Below are 18,459 nucleotides of genomic sequence, written 5' to 3' on the forward strand. Positions count from 1 at the left end.
TGCAGAGCGCAGCTTACCCGCAGGAATCCTGTTCGGCCTTGTCGTTCTGCTTGGGCTCGCCATCATGGCGAGCCTTGTCGTGGGTGCCGGGGAGATCGGTCCGATGCTGTCGTTTCAGGCGCTGCTGGGCCTGGGCAACGAGGAGGCACGCTTCGTGGTGTGGGACCTGAGGCTGCCGCGGACCCTGGTCGGCCTGGTGGTCGGGGTGGCGCTGGGCGTCTCCGGTACCCTGCTGCAGTCAATCACTCGCAATCCCCTGGCCGAGCCGGGCCTGCTCGGCGTCAGCGCCGGCGCCGCCTTTGCCGTCGCGCTGATGTTGCTGCTGGGTGGCAGCCTGCTGGAGCTGCGCATCGGCGTGGCCCAGTTGGGGGCCTTGTTCGGCTGTCTGTGCGTGCTCGGGGTCAGCCGCATCCGTGGGCTCGGCGCCGATCCGGTGCGCCTGGTGCTGGCGGGGGCGGCCTTTTCGGGGCTGCTTGGCGCGATGACCTCGTTGATTCTGATCACCGACCGGCGCGCCGCCGACGAGATTCGTTTCTGGGTGGTGGGTAGCCTGTCGGGACGGCGGCTCGACGACTTGCTGGCGGTACTGCCCAGCATGGCGCTGGCGGCGCTGGTGCTGGTGATGGTGGTGCGGCCGCTGGCCAGCCTGGCGCTGGGCGAGCGCGCCAGCGCCGGTCTCGGTCACCATCCGGGGCGACTGCGGCTATTGGCCATCCTGATCGTCGCCCTGCTGGTGGGCGGGGCTACCGCTATCGCCGGGCCGATCGCCTTCGTCGGCCTGGTGGTGCCCTTTATCGCCCGTGCCATTGCCGGCCCGGAGCTGCGTCGCACCCTGTGGCTGTGCCTGCCGCTGGGGCCTCTGCTGGTGCTGACCGCCGACGTGATCTCGCGCCGCCTGGTGGCGCCCTCGGAGATGCCGCTGGGGGTGCTGACCGCGCTATGCGGGGCGCCGGTGCTGATCAGCGTCGTTCGCGCCCGCCGTCTGCCGAGCCTGTGACCATGCTGGATGATCGTTCCTTGTCTGCCGCCGCCACCCGCTCGCCGGATGAATATCGCGACTGTCACGACCGCCGCGATGCCAGCGCCACCCCCGACGGCATGTGGCTGCTGCGCAGTGGGCGGTTCAGCCTGCTGGTCGATCGACGCCAGCTTTTTGGCGCCCTGTTGCTCGCTGTCTTGCTGGTCGGGGCGAGCCTGGCCTATCTGTGCTTCGGCGAGAAACCGCTGTCGCCGGGTAAAATCTGGGCGGTCTTCAATGGACAGGGCGCGATGCTCGATACCTTCGTGGTGGAACAGCTACGCCTGCCACGGCTGTTGGCGGCGCTTGCCAGCGGTGCCGCCTTTGGGCTGTCGGGGTGCCTGATGCAGACGCTGGCGCGCAACCGTCTGGCCACGCCCGGCATCATCGGCATCGACAACGGCGCCACCGCCTTTGCGGTGGCCTCGGTGGTGGGGATGGGCTTGAGCCTGGCGCCTTCTGCCATGGCGTTGACCGGGGCGGCCACCGCAGCGGCCCTGACCTTCGGTCTGGCCGCCGGGGGCGGTGCGAAGGGCGGTGCCAAGGGCTATCGCTTTATCGTCGCCGGCATCGGCGTCGGGGCGATCTTCGCCGCGGTGACCCAGCTGATACTGTCGCGTGCCGCCATCGATGCGGCCAACGCCGCCTACCCCTGGACCGTGGGCTCCCTGAACTCACGGCCGGCCGGAGCCGTCGTCGTTCTCGCCATCGGTCTTGCGCTGCTCACCCCGGTGGCGCTGTGGCTGTCGCGCTCGCTTAGCCTGATGCGTTTCAGCGACGCCGTGGCACTCGGTCTGGGGACGCCGCTCAGGCGTCGCAGGCTGCAGGTACTGGTGGTATCGGTGGCGTTGACGGCGCTGGCGGTATCGGTGGCGGGGCCGGTCGGCATGGTGGGGCTTTTGGGTCCGGAAATCGCGCGCCATCTGTGCGGCAACCGTCAGGTGCCGTTGATCGGTGCTGCCCTGGCCGGGGCGGCGGTGATGGTACTGGCCGACCTGGCAGGACGATTGATGCTGGCGCCGCTGGAGCTGCCGGTGGGCATCGTCACCGCCGTGGTCGGTGGCCCCTGGCTTCTGTGGATACTGATTCGCCGCTGAATTCATATTGACCCGCTCCCGGGCCAATGGCGGCCGGGGGCGCTTGTGCAAGGGGACCTTGATGTCACTGACGCTGTCTTCACGATCCGATGGGATTCCCCGGGCTGAGGTGGCTTCGCACCCGGATTCGGGCCAGCTGCGGGACACCGCAGTGCCGCATCCCTATGTGGTCGAGGATCTGGTGCTCTGCCACGGCCGTCACAAGGTCATCGATGGTCTCGACCTGACGATCCCGCGGGGCAAGCTCACCGCCATCGTCGGCCCCAACGGCTGCGGCAAGTCGACGCTGCTGGCCGGGCTGTCCCGCCTGCATGCACCAAGTAGCGGGCGCGTCTGGCTCGAAGGCCAGGACCTCAAGCGGTTTGCGGCGCGCAAGCTGGCCCGCTGCATCGCTCTGTTGCCCCAGGAAGCGTCGGCCCCGGAGGGGCTGAGCGTCAGCGACCTGATTCGCTTCGGGCGCCAGCCCCACCAGGCCTGGTATCGCCAGTGGAGCGAGGAGGACCAGGCGGTGGTGGCGCGCGCCACCGCCGCGGCGGGGCTTGAGGATCTGGCCGAACGCGCCCTCGATACCCTGTCCGGCGGTCAGCGCCAGCGCGCCTGGATCGCCATGACCATCGCCCAGCAGACACCGATCATTCTGCTCGACGAGCCCACCTCGGCGCTGGATCTGGGCCACCAGCTGGAGGTCTTCGAACTGCTGCATCGGCTGGTGGAACGAGGGCGTACGGTGATCATGGTGGTCCACGATCTTTCCAGCGCCTGCCGCTACGCCGATCACCTGGTCGCCATGCGCGATGGGCGCCTGGTGGCAGAGGGCGAGCCGGAAAAGGTGGTGACGCCGGCACTGGTCAGGCAACTCTACGACGTGGACTGCTCGCTGGTGGAAGACCCGCTGACCGGCAAGCCATTGCTGGCCGGGCTTAGTCGGAGAGCTTAATCGTCGGCAGGTCTTGGTCGGCAGGTCTTGGTCAGAAGGGCCTAGTTGGCGCGAGGCCTAGTCGCCAGGTCTTGGTCGGCAGGTCTTGGTCGGCAGGTCTTGGTCAGAAGGGCTTAGTCGGCGCCAGGTCCTGGTTGGCGGGGCCGAACGGGTATGCAGGCCTTTAGGGAAGCGAATTCGGGGAGCCAGACGCAACACACCCGGCGCGAAGGCCGGGTGTGTTCGCTGACTGACGGGTGCTGCCCGTCAGCTTCGGATCGCTCTTAGTTGGTAGCGTCCTGAGCGGCGTCCTGGGCATTGTCGCCCGCGCCTTCGATGGCGTTGCCGGCGCTGGTCAGAGCGTTGGCGGTAGCAGACTTGGTGGTCTGCCAGGCGCTCTGGGCGCCTTCCTTGGTGTCCATCCAGGCCTGCTGAACGCTGGACTTGGTCTGGTTCCACCAGGTGTCGGTGTATTCGGGCAGCTGGGACACCTCGTCCTGAGTCATGTCCAGATGAACGCTGTACTCGATGTTGTCGAGGCTGTCGCCGTTGGCAGTCTGCACGGTGAAGTTGCCGGTTTCGACCACATACTCGTTGCCGCCGAGGTCAAGCAGGTCGCCCGCTTCGACGACGATGGCGCGGACCTTCATGTCGTTGTCGAGAAGGATGTCCTCGACTTCGCCCACTTCATCCTCGCTCGAACCCTTGGCGAAAACGTCGGCGTCCATCAGCTCATCGGCGGAGTAGAGGCCCTGAGCCTGCTGCTGGTTACCGGCGCCATTATTCTGAGCGGTGTTCTGCTCGGCGAAGGCGTTGGTGCCCACGGCCATGGTGCCGGCGAAGACGGTGCTTGCGATAGCGGTAGTCAGCAGATTCTTGCGGATCATTCCATTTCTCCTTCTCGCGGATGGTTCCAGCGATGTCATCGGTCGCAGCGGGTTCCTGTGCTGCGACTTGCGATGTTGCACGAATCATTGTGGAGGTTATGTACAAGATTTCAAGCCAGTCTTGTGAAAGAAACATGCAAGGCGCTGTTGCCCGTCGATGACGCCACCATAGAGCTTGTTTCAAACGTGCTCGAGAGAGCCGACCTGGCGCTATTTCAGGGATGATCCCTGTTTGAAAAGTCAGGTGCGCATGCGGCTTTCCATGGTGTGTTGCCTCTGGGACAATACCGGCCCCTTGCCCGCATTATCATGGCCAGGGCGACGATCGACACCGTATAAGCGGTGCGAAAGCGCCGTCCGGCCCGCCCCTCGAGGTCCTGTTTCGTGGAATTGTTGAGCGTCGTCTTTCGTCATTATCGCTGGCCCTTTATCGGCGTCATGCTGCTGAGCCTAGCCAGTGCCGGACTGGGTATCGGCGCCATCGCCTTTATCAACCGCCGCTTGATCGAGGTGTCCGGAGATGCGCTCGGCGTGCTGCCGCAGTTTCTCGGGGTGATCGTGGCATTGCTGGCCGTGACTCTGGCCTCTCAGCTGGCCTTGACCACCCTGGGTCATCACTTTGTCTATGGCCTGAGAGGTCGTCTGGTCAAGCAGATCCTCGACACCGATATCGAGCGCCTCGAACGCCTGGGCAGCGCCGAATTACTGGCCAGTCTGTCCAGCGATATCCGCAATATCACCATCGCTTTCGTACGTCTGCCCGAGCTGGTTCAGGGCATTGTGCTGACGCTGGGCTCGGCGTTGTATCTCGGCTGGCTGTCCCCCGGGCTGCTGTTGGTCACCGCGCTGTGGGTCACGCTGACCATGGCAGGAGGGGCCTGGCTGGTAGGGCGGGTCTACCGCCATCTGGCCCAGGTTCGTGCGACCGAAGATTCGCTCTATCGCGACTATCAGGCGGTCATCGATGGACGCAAGGAACTGGCGCTCAATCGTGCCCGGGCGCGAGCCCTGTTCGAGGACACCTACGACCATGATGCCCGCCGCTATCGTCACCATGTCATCCGCGCCGACACCTATCACCTGAGCGCGGTCAATGTCTCCAATATCATGATGCTCGGCGCCATCGGGGTGGTCTTCTATCTGGCCAATGGGCTTGGCTGGGCCAGCACCGAGGTGGCGGCGACCTTCTCGTTGACCTTGTTGTTCCTGCGCACCCCGCTGATCTCGGCGGTGGGCGCACTGCCGACGCTGCTAAGCGCCCAGGTGGCCTTCGACAAACTGCGTGGACTCGATCTGGCCGAGGCCAAGGGCGACTTCGGCGTGCAGGAGGCAGAGGGCGAGCGCTGGCAGCGACTGCACCTTGAAGGCGTGGCCTTTCGCTACCCCGAGCCCGCTAAAGCCTCCGACGAAGAAGACGGGGCAGGGCGAGCGTCGAAAGGCCCGGGCTTCGCCGTGGGGCCGCTGGACCTGACCCTGCGGCGTGGTGAACTGGTATTTCTGATCGGCGGCAACGGCAGCGGCAAGTCGACCCTGGCGAAGCTGCTGACCGGTCTCTACCGGCCCCACCAGGGGCGTCTCTTGATCGACGACCAGGAGGTGGGGGCCGCTGAGATGGGCGCCTATCGCCAGCGCTTTTCCGCGGTCTACACCGACTTCCACCAGTTCGACACCCTGATAGGCCCCGGCGGTGACAAGGCCGACCCCGCGCTGGTCGAGGACTGGCTCGAGTACCTGGCGATGCGCGAGAAGCTTCACTTCGACGGCCAGCGGGTCACCAACCCGGAGCTGTCCCAGGGGCAGCGCAAGCGGCTGGCACTGTTGATGGCGGTGGCCGAGGAGCGAGATATCCTGCTGCTCGACGAATGGGCCGCCGACCAGGACCCGCAGTTCCGACGGGTGTTCTATCGTGAGCTGCTGCCGCGACTCAAGGACATGGGCAAGACGGTGTTCGCCATCAGCCACGACGACCACTACTTTCAGCACGCCGACCGGTTGTTCGAGATGCGCGCAGGGCAGCTTGTCGAACTCACCGGGTCCAGCCGCGAGGCCGCCAGTCGTGATGCCGTGGCCCGGCTCGATCCGCTGTAGGGCGATTCGCTCAGCCGGTAGAGCGCTCTCGCCACCATCCAGCGGTTCATCCATCCCCCCTGCCTGGCTCCCTCGCACCCGAGCACGGCTTGTTCGGGCTTTCGTGTGCCTGTGGTTAATGGGTCGCTCTGGTGTCGCTGATGGCGCGAGGTGGTTTCGCAGCCCTTGATCGACATCGGCCTTTGGCGGGATTTCTGTAAATGAAAGCTGGTCTTGATTGCGTGTAAAAATGAAAACAATTAGCATGCCGAAGATGTTTCACGAACGTTCAACGTCGTTCGTTGTCGTCTTCGATGCGCTCCGAGGCCTACCGCATGCAACCCGCCAGTCCCCGTCCATCCGCCAGCCCACTGTTCACCGACTTCCTGCCGGGCAGCCCTGTCTCCCGTCGCCCGCTTGCCATCGCCGTGCGCCTCGCGCTGGGGCTGGCCCCACTTGCCGGGGCGGGGATGGCGTTTGCCCAGGAGGAGGCGGTCACCGAGGTGACGAGCGACACCATGGTGGTGAGCACCTCGGCGCTGAAGGTCGAGACCCCGGTGCTCGAGACGCCTCGGGCTACCTCCCAGGTCTCCCGCGAGGAACTCGATAACCGCCAGGTCAACAAGTACGACGAGGTGCTGCGCTACCGCAGCGGTGTGGTATCCCAGCCGTTCGGCCAGGACAACAAGGCCGAGTGGTTCTATATTCGCGGCTTCAATGGCGAGGACTCACTGTACCAGGATGGCCTGCGTCAGTTTCGTGAGGGCGGCTACTTCTGGTGGAGCACCGAGACCTTCGGCCTCGAGAGCGTCGAACTGCTCAAGGGGCCGGCCTCGATCCTCTATGGCGAGGCGCCTCCCGGGGGTGTCATTAACGCCATCAGCAAGCGTCCCACCGACGAGCCTCAGGGGCTGATCGAATTGCAATACAGCAGCGACGACCACGAGCAGGTGGGCGTCGACGTCTCGGGGCCTGTGGCAGGGCGCGATGATGTGCGCTATCGCATGGTCGGACTGTTCCGCGAGAATGATGGCCAGATCGAGGACACCGACAATCAGCGGGTCTATCTGGCGCCGAGCCTGGAGCTCGATCTGTCGCAGGATACCAGCGTCACCTTTCTGGCCAGCTACCTGAAGGACCACGGCACGCCTACCAACGGCTTCAAGCTGCCCTACGGCACCGTGGACAACACCCCCTTCGGCAAGCTCGACCCCGAGGACAACCTGGGAGAGCCGGACTACGAGCGCCAGGAACACGAGCAGTGGGCGCTGGGCTACGAACTGTCCCACCGTCTCAACGATACCTGGGACATCGAGCAGAACTTCCGCTACAGCCATCTGGATCTGCTCGAGCGTGACGTCTATGTGTCCTACCTGCTGGACGACCGCAATGCCCAGCGCGGCCTGACCTATCGCGACGGTGACTTCGACGCGGTCACGGTGGATACCCGCGCCATCGGCCGCTGGTACAGCGATCGCACCGAGAACACCCTGCTGGTCGGCGTCGACTACCAGGATCTGGATATCGACTACGACAACTACGACGACTTCGCCTTCGGTTCGCCGTTCGACATCTTCGATCCGGAGTACGGCAACTTTACCCCGAGTTCCAGAGACGGAACCGATCACGAGGAAGGCAAGGAACAGCTCGGCTTCTACGCCCAGAACCAGCTTCGTCTAGATGACCGCTGGATCTTCCTGGCCGGCCTGCGCCATGACAGCGTGGACGTGACCAACCGCATCGATGGCGAGGACAACGGTGGCGGCAGCGAGGACGAGACCACCTTCTCCGGTGGCGTGATGTACCTGGGCAACTACGGCATCTCGCCCTACTTGAGCTACAGCGAGTCCTTTTCACCGCAGATCGGCACCGATCCGGACGGTCGCGCCTATCGTCCCAGCGAGGGCGAGCAGTGGGAAGTCGGCGTCAAGTATGCCCCGGACTGGCTGGATGGCTATATCACTGCTGCGGTGTTCGACCTCGAGGAAAGCGATACCCTCTATACCAGCGGTGATTCCAGTCAACGACAGGGGGGAGAGCGCGAGTCCCAGGGTTTCGAGATTGAGGGGGTGGGCTATGTCACCGACGACCTCAAGGTCACCGCCGCCTACACCTATACCGACGTACGCGTCGATATCAGTCGTGAGGAGCGCAACCTGCGCGCTGGCCTGATCCCGCGTAATCAGGCCTCGTTGTGGTTGGACTACGCGGTCCCCGGCGCCTTGCACGGTCTGAACCTGGGGGGCGGTGTGCGTTATGTGGGCGAGACAGTCGATACGCCGCAGAACTCTGATACTGTGGTGGACTCCTACACCCTGTGGGACGCCAAGGTCAGCTATGACATCACGCCCCAGTGGACCGCCCAGGTCAACGTCAACAACCTGACCGATGAGGAGTATGTCTCCGGCTGCGACTACTGGTGCTACTACGGCGAGGAGCGCAGCGTGGTCGGCAGCATCAAGTACCGCTTCTGATCCAGTGGCGGGCTTCCAGCCCCGCTGACCAACTCTCTGAATCGAGACGCCCGACCGGTTTCCCCGGCCGGGCGTCTTGGTATGAAGGTTGCCTGTGGAAGAACAGCGGGCCAAGAAGGGGGCGAGTGCTATCGCTATTCCTGTCTTTCTATAGCCATATCTCTCTCTATCTATCTTCTTATCTCTCTAGCTCTGGCTGCCCTCCGCCGTCACCCCGGCCCGGGCCAGGCGCTCGTCGTCGGCGACGTCGCTAAAGCGCTCGAGCAACAGTTTTAGCTTGGGGGTGATCCAGCGTTCGCAGAAGGGCCGCGAGGGGTCGCTGTAGAAGTAGTCCTGGTAGTCCTCCTTCGAGGCGCGAAAGTCCACCAGCGGCAAGACTCGGGTGAGCAGGGGCGCGTCGAAGTCATCCTGCAACTGGGCCAGGGTGTCTCGAGCAGAAGCTGCCTGAGACTCGGTCAGCACATAGACCGCAGAGCGATAGCGGTCGCGGCGCTGGTGGTCTGCGGTGGCCCGGTGGGTGTAAAGGTGGATCTCGATCAGCACATCGAGGGGCAGTCGCGAGGGGTCATAGTCCACCACCACGGCTTCATGAAAGTCGGAGTGCTCGCCGTCGGCGGCGACCCAGCCCTGGTGGACCGATTCGACCCCGCGCAGCGACTGATAGACCGCCTCCAGGCACCAGTAGCAGCTACCGCCGAGGGCCAGACGGGCGAGGGAAGGACGGAGCAGGGGCAGGCTGTCGTGCATCGGGATTCCCTCGTTGGCGGAGCGGTTTTGTCACCGAAGACACCTTTAGCTTACAACTTTCGCAGCCCCCACATGAAGTAGCTGCCGCCGATCAGCGAGGCGACCAGGCCTGCCGGGACCTCCTGGGGAAACAGCAGCTGGCGGCCGACCCAGTCGGCCAGCACCATCAGCAGCGCCCCGATCAGCGCCGCCCCGGCCAGGTGCGCGCGAGCCCGGGACAGCCCCATCAGACGCGCCATATGAGGCGCCAGCAGGCCCACGAAGGACAACGGACCGACGATCAGGGTGGCCACTGCGGTCAGTATCGCCACCGTCGCCAGCAGGCCCAGACGGGCACGCTCGACGTGGATCCCCAGCGCCTTGGCGGTGGCAGCGCCCAGCGGCAGGATATCCAGCCAGCGAGTCAGCGCCTGGGCGGCGACGGCGGCCAGCGCCCCGATACCCAGCACCACCAGCGCCGAGACCGGGTCGACGTAGTAGGTCGACCCTGACAGCCAGGCGATGACCTGCTGACCGCGAGGGTCGCCGCCGGCCAGCACGATCGAGCGCACCGCGTCGAACAGTGCAGTGATCGCCACGCCGCTGAGCAGCAGGCGCTCTGGCTGGAAGCCGCTGGCGCGATTGAGCGCCACCAGCACGCCGAGCACGACCAGCGCGCCGACGGTGCCGGCGCCCACCAGCGTCAGGTTGCTCGGCGCTGGCACCAGGAAGATGGTGAGAATCAGCGCAATCGCCGCACCACCGCTGATGCCCAGCAGTTCCGGGCTCGCCATGGGATTGGCGGTGACCCGCTGGATCAGGGTGCCGGCGATGGCCAGCAGGGCGCCGCTGCCGGCGGCGGCGAAGATGCGCGGCCAGCGCCAGTCGAGAACGTCGCCGTCGAGGCTCGACGACCAGCCGCTGCTGGACTGGCCGATCAGAATGCCGACCAGGGCCGCCAGGGCCAGCAGCACGGCGAGCACCAGCAGCAGGCGCCCGGGTGCCTCGGCACGCAGGGCCTGCGGGTTCGAGTTGGGCGGTGGACGCCGGGCGGTCAGGCGCAGGCGCGGGATCAGCCACAGCAGCAGCGGTGCACCCAGGGCGGCGGTGGTCGCCCCGGTGGGCAGCAGGGTAGGCAGGGCGTCGACGCCGCCCTGGAGCACCAGGTCGGTGATCGCCAGCAGCAGCGCGCCGAACGCGATCGACCAACCCAGCCGCGCCGGCAGACGCCGGGCGCCGGCCATGCGCGCGATATTGGGCGCCGCCAGGCCGATAAAGCCGATGATGCCGACCACTGCCACCACACAGCCGGTGATGAAGACCGCGAGACCCAGCCCGCCCAGGCGCAGCCACTTGAGCGAGACGCCGAGGCTGCGTGCGCTGGCGTCGTCCAGTTCCAGCAGCGCCAGCGGGCGCAGCAGCCAGATGGCCAGGGCGCCGGCGATCACCAGACGCGGCAACAGGTAGAGCACGCCGTCCCAGCCGTTCTGGGCCAGCGAGCCGGCGCCCCACACCAGCACGCCCTTGAGCGCCTCCTGGTTGAACAGCAACAGCACCACCGCCAGGGCGCCGAAGTAGAGATTGACCACCAGGCCGCCGAGTACCACGACGCCGGGTGACAGGCCACGACGCCAGCCGAGGGCGAACACCAGTCCCATGGCCAGGCCACCGCCGGCCAGCGCCACCCACTCGCGGCCCAGCACCAGCAGGCCAGGCGCCATCAGGGTGGCGACCATCAGCGCCAGATTGGCGCCGCTGGCCACCCCCAGGGTGGTGGGGGCGGCCAGTGGGTTGCGCAGCACCTGCTGCATCAGCACCCCGGCCAGCCCCAGGGCGCCGCCGGCGCTCAGCGACATCACCAGGCGCGGCCACCAGCTGTAGTGCAGCACCAGCGACTCCGGGTCTGGCGGTTCATTGGCGCCGAGCGCCCCCGAATCGGTCAGGGCAGCAAGCGCCGCCTGTGGGCCGCCCAGCTCGGCCAGGGAGTAGAAGGCGGCCAGCATGCAGGCCAGCGCCAGCACCAGGCCGGTGATGCCCAGCGCGGAGGTACGGCGGGCGCGGGATTCAGCGGCGAGCATCGGTATTTCCTTGTGCCTGATCCGGTGTGGTGGCCCGTTCGCTGGTGTCGCGAGCGCTGGTGCCGAGAGTGTGGGTATCGGAAGCGCTGGTGCCGGGAGCGCTGGTGTCGGGGGGGCTAGTATCGGGAGCGCGAGTATCTGGCATGTTGCTGGAGAGGGCGTCGCCCAGCAGGGTGGCAAAGCGCCTGGCCGAGGGCAGGGCGCCGAAGCTCCACACCGGTGGCAGGGTGACGACGTCGTCACGCTGGACGCTGCCCAGATGGCGCCACAGGCCACTGTCGGCCAGCGCCTCGCGCACCCCGGCGATATAGGGTTCGACCACCACGATGCGGGCCTCGGGATAATTGGCCAGCTGTTCGATGCCGATCAGGCTGAAGCCCCAGGCATTGGTGGCGCCTCGCCAGGCGTTGGTCAGGCCCATGCGCCTAAGCACCGCCTGGTAGAGGCTGTGCTCACCGAACAGGCGCACGTGGCGCTCATCCATGAACTGGAGCAGCAATAGCGGGCGGGTGTCCTCGGGCAGCCGAGCGGCGATGTCCGCGATGTAGGCCTCGGTCTCCTCGATCAATGCCTCGGCGGCGTTTTCGCGATCCACCAGTTCGCCGAGCTGTCGGGTCAGCGCCAGAGACTGCGACCAGAAGGTGCCCTCGCCGCTGTACATGGCGAGCTGCTTGACCTCGGCGATCGATGAAAGCCGCGGCGCCAGGTTGGCGAACATCGGCGAGATCACGATGGCGTCGGGGTCGAGTTCGGACAGCAGTTCCAGGTTCGGCTGGGTACGCAGGCCGATGTCGGTGGCACCTGGCGGCGCCTCGAGCCCCACCCAGCTTTCGTAGTCGTCGACCTGGGCCAGCGCCACCGGTGGCGCGTCAAGTGCGATCAGCGTCTCGGCCAGGGTCCAGTCCAGGCTGGCGATACGCGGCGCGGCACTGGCCGGAGACGCCAGCAGCCAGGCCGACAGCGCCAGCCACACCAAGCTATGGTAGCCACCCGAGCGAAAAAGGCCGGAACGCAAGCGCAGGGAAGCCAGGGACACCATAGAACGGCGGACAGTCAGAGCACGGCGGACATTCAAGGACAACCTCATTGCACCAGCGCCACCGCGTGTTCGCCGGAGGGATGGGGCATCACCTGCATCGGCACGCCGTAGATGTCCTCGAGCAGGTCGCCGGTCATCAGCGTCTGCGGGTCGCCTTCGGCGATGACGCGACCGCTGTGCAGGGCGACCAGGCGATCACAGAAGCGTGAGGCCATGTTGATGTCGTGCAACACGATGACCACGCCCAGGTCGAGCTCCCGCGACAGCTTGCGTACCAGGGTCATCACTTCCACCTGATGGGCGATATCCAGCGCCGCCAGCGGCTCGTCGAGCAGCAGCAGGCGGCTGCCCTGGGCCAGCAACATGGCCAGCCACACCCGGGTACGTTCGCCGCCGGACAGGGTGTCCACCAGGCGATCGGCAAAGCCCTCGGTGTGGGTCAGCGCCATGGCTCGCGCCACGTGTTCGTGATCGTCGCGCCGCGAGCGACCCAGCAGCCCCTTCCAGGGGTAACGACCAAAGGCGATCAGCTCGCGACAGGTCAGGCTTTCGGCACTGGGCAGGTGTTGCGGCAGATAGGCCACTTCGCGGGCGAAGGCGCGGCGCCCCCAGGCCTCGAGCGGCTGGCCGTTGAACAGGATGCGCCCCTCGCTGGCCGGCTGTTGCTGAGCCATCAGCTTGAGCAGGGTCGACTTGCCGGAGCCGTTGTGGCCGATCAGTCCGTGGACCCGGCCGGCATCGAAGCTCAGGCTGGTCGGCGACAGCAGGGTCTTGCCCGGGATCGCGAAGGAAGCGGACTGAAGATCGAACATGAAGACGGCTCCGCTGGGTGACTGGGGCAGGGTGGCTTGGGCTGGCTGGTCCGGGCAGGCTGGTCCGGGCGACCGGGCAGGAAAGATAATGGATAGGAATGGTTATCAATTTGTTTGTTATTGTCAATGATGCACGTCAGGGAGGCGTTGCGCTGAAAGACTATTGATCAACCCTTGTAGAAGGGGCGTAAAGGATGACACCCTGTGGTCCACGACATCGGGCCTCTTCAACGACGGCAGGGATGCCGACACCGCCAGGCGGGCAATGCGTTTGGCGTGGAGCACGCTAGCGAGAAGAACGCGTCTTGCCTATAGTATGAGGCCCACGATGACGTAAGCTGGTGAGTGGGATACGATTATCCCCCCTGAACCCAGCCCAATTTCGACAAGGAAGGAGGTATCACCATGGCACATACTCTGCCGGAACTGCCCTACGCCTACGACGCACTGGAACCCTCCATTGATGCGCTGACCATGGAGATCCACCATTCTCGTCACCACAACACCTACGTCACCAACCTCAACGGCGCCCTGGAAGGCACCGGTCTTGAGGACCTGCCGGTCGACGAGCTGATCTCCAACCTGGAGCGTCTGCCGGAAGACAAGCGCCAGCCGGTCATCAACAACGGCGGCGGCCACTCCAACCACTCGCTGTTCTGGACCGTGATGTCCCCGAACGGTGGTGGCGACCCCAAGGGCAAGGTCGGTGAGGCCATCGAGAAGGAACTGGGCGGCTTTGACGCCTTCAAGGATGCCTTCACCAAGGCCGCGCTGGGCCGCTTCGGCTCTGGCTGGGCCTGGCTCTCCGTCACTCCGGACGGTGCCCTGGTGGTGGAAAACACCCTGAACCAGGACAGCCCGTTGATGCACGGCAACACTCCGGTGCTGGGTCTGGACGTGTGGGAGCACGCCTACTACCTGAAGTACCAGAACAAGCGTCCCGACTACATCGCCGCCTTCTTCAACGTGGTGGACTGGGACGAAGTCGAGCGTCGCTACCAGGCCGCCACTGCCTGAGCGAAGCCGGCCTGACGTCGATGTCTCGACGTCATCCGAGCTAGCGCAAGACCCGCGCCGCGGCCCCCAGGGCCGCGGCGCTTTTCGTTGGTGCCCCGGTCAGGGCGCCGTCTGGATTGGTCGTCGCCCTTGTGGTGCGACAACAAGGAGTTCACGCCGTGTCCCGCTCATCCAGCCTGCAGGCACTAGGGCGCCTGTTGCGCTACGCCCGCGGTTATCGTCGACGGATCGTCGCCGCCACCCTGTGTTCGATGATCAACAAGCTGTTTGATATCGCCCCCGAGATCCTGATCGGGGTGGCCATCGACGTGGTGGTCAACCAGGAGCAGAGCTTCGTGGCGGGGCTCGGCTTCGTCTCGGCCAGCTCCCAGATCATCGTGCTGGGGGTGCTGACCTTCTTTATCTGGGCCGGCGAGTCGCTGTTCGAGTACCTCTATCAGATCCTGTGGCGCAACCTTGCCCAGCGCCTGCAGGCCGACCTGCGTCAGGACGCCTACGAGCACGTGCAGCGCCTGGACATGGGGTTCTTCGAGTCGCGCTCGTCCGGTGAGCTTGTCGCCACCATGAACGACGACGTCAACCAGCTCGAGCGCTTCCTCGACGGCGGTGCCAACTCACTGATCCAGGTCGCCGTCACCGTGGTGGCGGTAGGGGCGGTGTTCTTCGTGCTGTCGCCGCTGATCGCGCTTTTGGCCTTTACCCCGGTGCCGCTGATCCTGTGGGGTGCCTTCGTGTTTCAGCGCAAGGCCGGTCCCCTCTATGCCGACGTGCGTGAGAAGGTCGGGGTGCTGTCCAGCCGGCTGTCCAACAATATTCAGGGCATGGCCACCATCAAGAGCTTTACCGCAGAGGCCCGCGAGGCGGCTCGGCTGAAGGCCGACAGCGAGGCCTACGTGGACGCCAACAGCCGTGCCATTCGTATCAGTTCGGCCTTTATTCCGGTGATCCGCATGGCGATCCTCACCGGGTTTCTGGCCACCTTCATCGTCGGCGGCATGCAGGCGCTGTCCGGTGAGCTCAACGTCGGCGCCTACGGCGTGCTGGTGTTCCTGACCCAGCGGCTGCTATGGCCGCTGACCGGACTGGCCCAGGTCATCGACCTGTTCGAGCGTGCCATGGCCAGCACCCGGCGCATCCTCGATCTGATCGCTACCCCGATCCGGGTGCGCGACGATGGACGCCGTGAGCTCGAGACGCCGGTGCGTGGCGAGGTGCGCTTTTCAGAAGTGAGCTTTCACTACCCGGGCAGCGGCGCCGGCATCGATGCTGTGGAGCTGGCGGTACCCGCCGGCACTACCCTGGCGCTGGTCGGGCCCACCGGCTCCGGCAAGTCGACCCTGATCAAGCTGCTGTTGCGCTTTCACGACCCCGACCAGGGGCGGGTCGAGCTCGACGCCGTCCCGGTGGCGGAGCTTCGCCAGGGAGCGCTGCGCGACGCCATCGGCCTGGTCAGCCAGGACGTCTACCTGTTCGAGGGCAGCGTGCGTGACAACATCGCCTATGCTCGTCCCGAGGCCAGTGACGAGGAGGTCATCGCCGCGGCACGTACCGCCGAAGCCTGGGAGTTCATCGAGCGTCTGCCGGACGGCCTCGATACCCGTGTCGGTGAGCGCGGCGTGCGCCTGTCCGGCGGGCAGCGTCAGCGTCTGTCGCTGGCCCGGGCGCTGCTCAAGGATCCCCCGGTGCTGGTGCTGGATGAGGCCACCAGTGCGGTGGACAACGAGACCGAGGCGGCGATCCAGCGCTCGCTATCGCGTATCGGCGGTGAGCGTACCGTGATCATGATCGCCCACCGGCTCTCGACCATCGTCCACGCCGACCAGATTGTGGTGATGGAGCGGGGGCAGGTGGTCGAGCGTGGAGACCACGCCGAGTTGATCGCCCGGGGCGGGCGCTACGCCGCCCAGTGGCAGGTGCAGACCGGCGAGGCGGCGACGGTGGCAGCCACGTCGCCCTGACCTGGCGCACTGACCTGTCGCGATGCGCGGGACTTGGCCGCGGGCTCGGTGCCGGCCCCGGAACAGGCCCCGAAACCGGTTCCGGCGTGGAGGATACGGCTCGCCAGCGCCGTCTGTGCAGTCTAGGGTAAGTAAGTAGTAACTTCCTATGCTGCATGAGGCGTGAAGGATGAGCCGCGTACTGCTCGGGGGTGGGGTCCGTCGCCGGGTGTTCCATCGTCTGCTGTCGGGCTTTGTTGTACCGGGCTTTGTTGTACCGGGCTTAGCTGCACCTGCCTTGGCGATGCGGGCCGTGCGAGTGTCGGCGTCTTGTTTACAGGCGGCTTGTTTACTGGCGGCTTGGCGTCCGAGTGCCCTGGTCCGGGCCGCTCTGCTGCTGGGTTGCCTGGCAACGACGCCGGCCCTCGCCGACCTGCGCATCCTGCACCTCGACGTGGGCATGGGTGACGCCACCCTGGTAGTGGATACCGGCAGTGGTCAGAGTCTGTTGATCGATGCGGGAAATCGCGGTGATGGCCGCAGGGTGGTGGCGCCGGCCCTGATCGCACTGGGGATCGATCGACTCGACTATTTTCTCGCCAGCCACTATGACGCCGACCATATCGGTGGCTTCGATGAACTCATCGAGGCGGGCGTCACCGTCGAGACGGTGCTGGAGCGACCCGGTATCAAGCCCGAGGTGCTGTCTCCCACCGGCCGCGACACCCAGTACGGCGAGTACCTGGCGGCGGCCCGGGCCGTGGGGGCGCGGCTGATCGAGCTTATCCCCGACTGTCGTCCCGATCATCCCCAGCTGCGACTGGGCGCCGACACCCGTATCCAAGTGGCCGCAGCCGGCGGCCGGCACCTGGCCGGGGATATCGGTTTCTGCGAGGTCGGTGAGCAGTCACTTCATCCACGGCGTGAAAACGCCCGCAGCGTGGCACTGATCATCGAGCACGGGCGCTTTCGCTACTTCACCGGCGGCGACCTCACCGGTGGCGGCGCTCGCAGCGTACCCATGGAAGCCTTCGTCGCCGCCCAGGTGGGCAACGTCGACGTGCTCAAGCTGAATCACCACGGTTCCGACACCAGCACCAGCGACACCTTTGTGCAGACGCTGAGACCCGAGGTAGCTGTGCTCAGCGTCGGCGATGGCGGAGTGAACCTGCGCTATCGCCTGCCGCGTCAGGCTCCGCTGGATCGCCTGGCCAAGCTCAGCCCGGCACCGCTGCTGTTCCAGACGCGCCAGGGCGAAGGTGGAAGCTACCTGGGGGCCTACGTCGAGAATCGCCACATCGTCGTTCATACCGATGGCGAGAGCTACACCATCAACGGCCTGATCTGTGTGGTGGACGAGCGCACCCAGGCAAGCGAGGGAGGACACTGTCGATGAGCAGTTCAGAGCAGGAGGGGCCTCGTCGCGATCGCAGGGACGATGATGCCGACGGCGGCAGCGATAGTGACAATGTTAACGGCAACGGCAGTGAAGACGGCTGCGGAGAGCGTATCCGCAAGTTGCTCGACGACACCACGGCGCTGCTGGACTACGCCCAGGAGTTCGAAGGTTACCCGCCGGAGATCGACCTGACCGCCTACTTCGTGGCCAAGGAAAAGACCGATCGCAAGGAGCTGTTGACCACCGAAGAACTGGCCGGCGTGGTGGATTGCTACCGGCGGCTGTCTCGGCTCTACCCAGGTATCTCGCCACGTACCCTGGCGGCGACGCGCCCGGACAGCGATGGTCGAATGCGCGACAGCCGCACCGGCAAGTACTTGATTCGCCTTTGGTGGTGGACCGGGGCGGTGGTGATGGCGGTGATCGGCTCCAACGTGCTGATGTACGCCATCGATACGGGCCGGCCGTCCTCTGGGCTCGACTGGACCCACTGGAATACCGCGCTCGACTTTATCTACGAGGGACTTCGCCACACCGAGCCCTTTCTTTATGGTGCCCTCGGGGCCTTCGCCTTTGTGCTGCGGGTGACCGCGACCCGGCTGTACAGTCGCACCTTCGATCCCGCGCGGATCGGTGAACATGTCAATCGCATCGTGCTGGGCACGCTCTCCGGTGGCGCCATCGTGTTGTTCGTTTCCCAGATTCCCACCGATCAGGGCGCACAGGTGGCGCTGAGCGGCGCCGCCCTGGGCTTTCTCGCTGGCTACAGCATCGATTTTCTGTTCGGCACCCTGGACCGGGTGATCTGCGCCTTGCTGGCAAACGACGCGGGCGACAAGACTGTCAAGGCGGCGCGGGCTCGCCGTGACGCCGACGTGGTCCAGGTGCTGGATGATCTGGTCGCCGAGCAGCCAGACGGCGAGGCCAGGCGTCGTCTGGGAGAGGTGATCGAGACGCTCAGGCAGCGCCACCAGGCCTGATGGGTAGGGCAG

Annotated in this window: 14 protein-coding genes; 9 read left to right on the top strand and 5 right to left on the bottom strand. The window is 65.8% G+C overall.

The window, feature by feature from the left end:
• Positions 1 to 28: 28 nt before the first annotated feature.
• From C6W88_RS11225 to C6W88_RS11235, 3 genes are all read left to right on the top strand, one after another.
• Positions 29 to 997, top strand: a complete 969-nt coding sequence (locus C6W88_RS11225) for a FecCD family ABC transporter permease (RefSeq protein WP_258183919.1) — start codon at positions 29 to 31, stop codon at positions 995 to 997.
• 2 nt (positions 998 to 999) lie between these two features.
• Complete coding sequence (locus C6W88_RS11230) at positions 1,000 to 2,115, top strand: FecCD family ABC transporter permease (protein ID WP_108132485.1); 1,116 nt, start codon at positions 1,000 to 1,002, stop codon at positions 2,113 to 2,115.
• 61 nt (positions 2,116 to 2,176) lie between these two features.
• Entirely contained in the window at positions 2,177 to 3,052 is an 876-nt protein-coding gene (locus C6W88_RS11235; protein WP_108132486.1) for an ABC transporter ATP-binding protein, read from the top strand.
• Positions 3,053 to 3,315: 263 nt separating this feature from the next.
• Here the strand turns inward: C6W88_RS11235 and C6W88_RS11240 are convergent, their stop codons facing one another.
• Positions 3,316 to 3,918: a hypothetical protein gene (locus tag C6W88_RS11240; RefSeq protein ID WP_108132487.1), complete on the bottom strand. Its 603-nt coding sequence runs from the start codon at positions 3,916 to 3,918 to the stop codon at positions 3,316 to 3,318.
• Positions 3,919 to 4,302: 384 nt separating this feature from the next.
• On the opposite strand from C6W88_RS11240, the gene C6W88_RS11245 reads away from it, so the two are divergent.
• Both C6W88_RS11245 and C6W88_RS11250 read left to right on the top strand, forming a co-directional pair.
• Positions 4,303 to 6,006: a multidrug ABC transporter permease/ATP-binding protein gene (locus tag C6W88_RS11245; RefSeq protein ID WP_108132488.1), complete on the top strand. Its 1,704-nt coding sequence runs from the start codon at positions 4,303 to 4,305 to the stop codon at positions 6,004 to 6,006.
• Between the two features lie 314 nt (positions 6,007 to 6,320).
• The gene (locus tag C6W88_RS11250) at positions 6,321 to 8,459 is read left to right on the top strand and encodes a TonB-dependent siderophore receptor (RefSeq protein ID WP_308812417.1); all 2,139 of its coding nucleotides are present in this window, start codon (positions 6,321 to 6,323) and stop codon (positions 8,457 to 8,459) included.
• A 186-nt stretch (positions 8,460 to 8,645) separates the two neighbouring features.
• Here C6W88_RS11250 and C6W88_RS11255 read toward each other — a convergent pair whose 3' ends face one another.
• The 4 genes from C6W88_RS11255 to C6W88_RS11270 all read right to left on the bottom strand — a co-directional run bounded on the left by C6W88_RS11255 (position 8,646) and on the right by C6W88_RS11270 (position 13,114).
• Entirely contained in the window at positions 8,646 to 9,206 is a 561-nt protein-coding gene (locus tag C6W88_RS11255) for a peptide-methionine (S)-S-oxide reductase (protein WP_108132489.1), read from the bottom strand.
• Between the two features lie 50 nt (positions 9,207 to 9,256).
• Complete coding sequence (gene fhuB, locus C6W88_RS11260; protein ID WP_108132490.1) at positions 9,257 to 11,263, bottom strand: Fe(3+)-hydroxamate ABC transporter permease FhuB; 2,007 nt, start codon at positions 11,261 to 11,263, stop codon at positions 9,257 to 9,259.
• Entirely contained in the window at positions 11,250 to 12,236 is a 987-nt protein-coding gene (locus tag C6W88_RS11265) for an ABC transporter substrate-binding protein (RefSeq protein ID WP_231498627.1), read from the bottom strand. The genes fhuB and C6W88_RS11265 overlap by 14 nt, the downstream gene beginning before the upstream one ends.
• A gap of 110 nt (positions 12,237 to 12,346) precedes the next feature.
• The gene (locus C6W88_RS11270; protein WP_045992323.1) at positions 12,347 to 13,114 is read right to left on the bottom strand and encodes an ATP-binding cassette domain-containing protein; all 768 of its coding nucleotides are present in this window, start codon (positions 13,112 to 13,114) and stop codon (positions 12,347 to 12,349) included.
• A gap of 405 nt (positions 13,115 to 13,519) precedes the next feature.
• Between C6W88_RS11270 and C6W88_RS11275 the strand changes: the two genes are divergently transcribed.
• The 4 genes from C6W88_RS11275 to C6W88_RS11290 all read left to right on the top strand — a co-directional run bounded on the left by C6W88_RS11275 (position 13,520) and on the right by C6W88_RS11290 (position 18,447).
• Positions 13,520 to 14,131 (top strand): superoxide dismutase, encoded by a 612-nt coding sequence (locus C6W88_RS11275; protein ID WP_045992322.1) that lies wholly within the window; start codon positions 13,520 to 13,522, stop codon positions 14,129 to 14,131.
• A gap of 158 nt (positions 14,132 to 14,289) precedes the next feature.
• Complete coding sequence (locus C6W88_RS11280; RefSeq protein ID WP_108132492.1) at positions 14,290 to 16,089, top strand: ABC transporter ATP-binding protein; 1,800 nt, start codon at positions 14,290 to 14,292, stop codon at positions 16,087 to 16,089.
• A 169-nt stretch (positions 16,090 to 16,258) separates the two neighbouring features.
• Positions 16,259 to 17,464 (top strand): ComEC/Rec2 family competence protein, encoded by a 1,206-nt coding sequence (locus C6W88_RS11285; protein WP_108132493.1) that lies wholly within the window; start codon positions 16,259 to 16,261, stop codon positions 17,462 to 17,464.
• Positions 17,461 to 18,447 (top strand): hypothetical protein, encoded by a 987-nt coding sequence (locus tag C6W88_RS11290; RefSeq protein ID WP_108132494.1) that lies wholly within the window; start codon positions 17,461 to 17,463, stop codon positions 18,445 to 18,447. The genes C6W88_RS11285 and C6W88_RS11290 overlap by 4 nt, the downstream gene beginning before the upstream one ends.
• Positions 18,448 to 18,459: the final 12 nt, after the last annotated feature.

Source organism: Halomonas litopenaei, from assembly GCF_003045775.1.
Taxonomy (GTDB): Bacteria; Pseudomonadota; Gammaproteobacteria; order Pseudomonadales; family Halomonadaceae; genus Halomonas; species Halomonas litopenaei.

Excerpts from the sequence above, each read along its gene's own strand:
- C6W88_RS11275 (WP_045992322.1), top strand. The coding sequence starts at position 13,520 with ATGGCACATACTCTGCCGGAACTGCCCTACGCCTACGACGCACTGGAA.
- C6W88_RS11250 (WP_308812417.1), top strand. The coding sequence starts at position 6,321 with ATGCAACCCGCCAGTCCCCGTCCATCCGCCAGCCCACTGTTCACCGAC.
- fhuB (WP_108132490.1), bottom strand. The coding sequence starts at position 11,263 with ATGCTCGCCGCTGAATCCCGCGCCCGCCGTACCTCCGCGCTGGGCATC.
- C6W88_RS11255 (WP_108132489.1), bottom strand. The coding sequence starts at position 9,206 with ATGCACGACAGCCTGCCCCTGCTCCGTCCTTCCCTCGCCCGTCTGGCC.
- C6W88_RS11290 (WP_108132494.1), top strand. The coding sequence starts at position 17,461 with ATGAGCAGTTCAGAGCAGGAGGGGCCTCGTCGCGATCGCAGGGACGAT.
- C6W88_RS11270 (WP_045992323.1), bottom strand. The coding sequence starts at position 13,114 with ATGTTCGATCTTCAGTCCGCTTCCTTCGCGATCCCGGGCAAGACCCTG.
- C6W88_RS11235 (WP_108132486.1), top strand. The coding sequence starts at position 2,177 with ATGTCACTGACGCTGTCTTCACGATCCGATGGGATTCCCCGGGCTGAG.
- C6W88_RS11230 (WP_108132485.1), top strand. The coding sequence starts at position 1,000 with ATGCTGGATGATCGTTCCTTGTCTGCCGCCGCCACCCGCTCGCCGGAT.
- C6W88_RS11285 (WP_108132493.1), top strand. The coding sequence starts at position 16,259 with ATGAGCCGCGTACTGCTCGGGGGTGGGGTCCGTCGCCGGGTGTTCCAT.
- C6W88_RS11240 (WP_108132487.1), bottom strand. The coding sequence starts at position 3,918 with ATGATCCGCAAGAATCTGCTGACTACCGCTATCGCAAGCACCGTCTTC.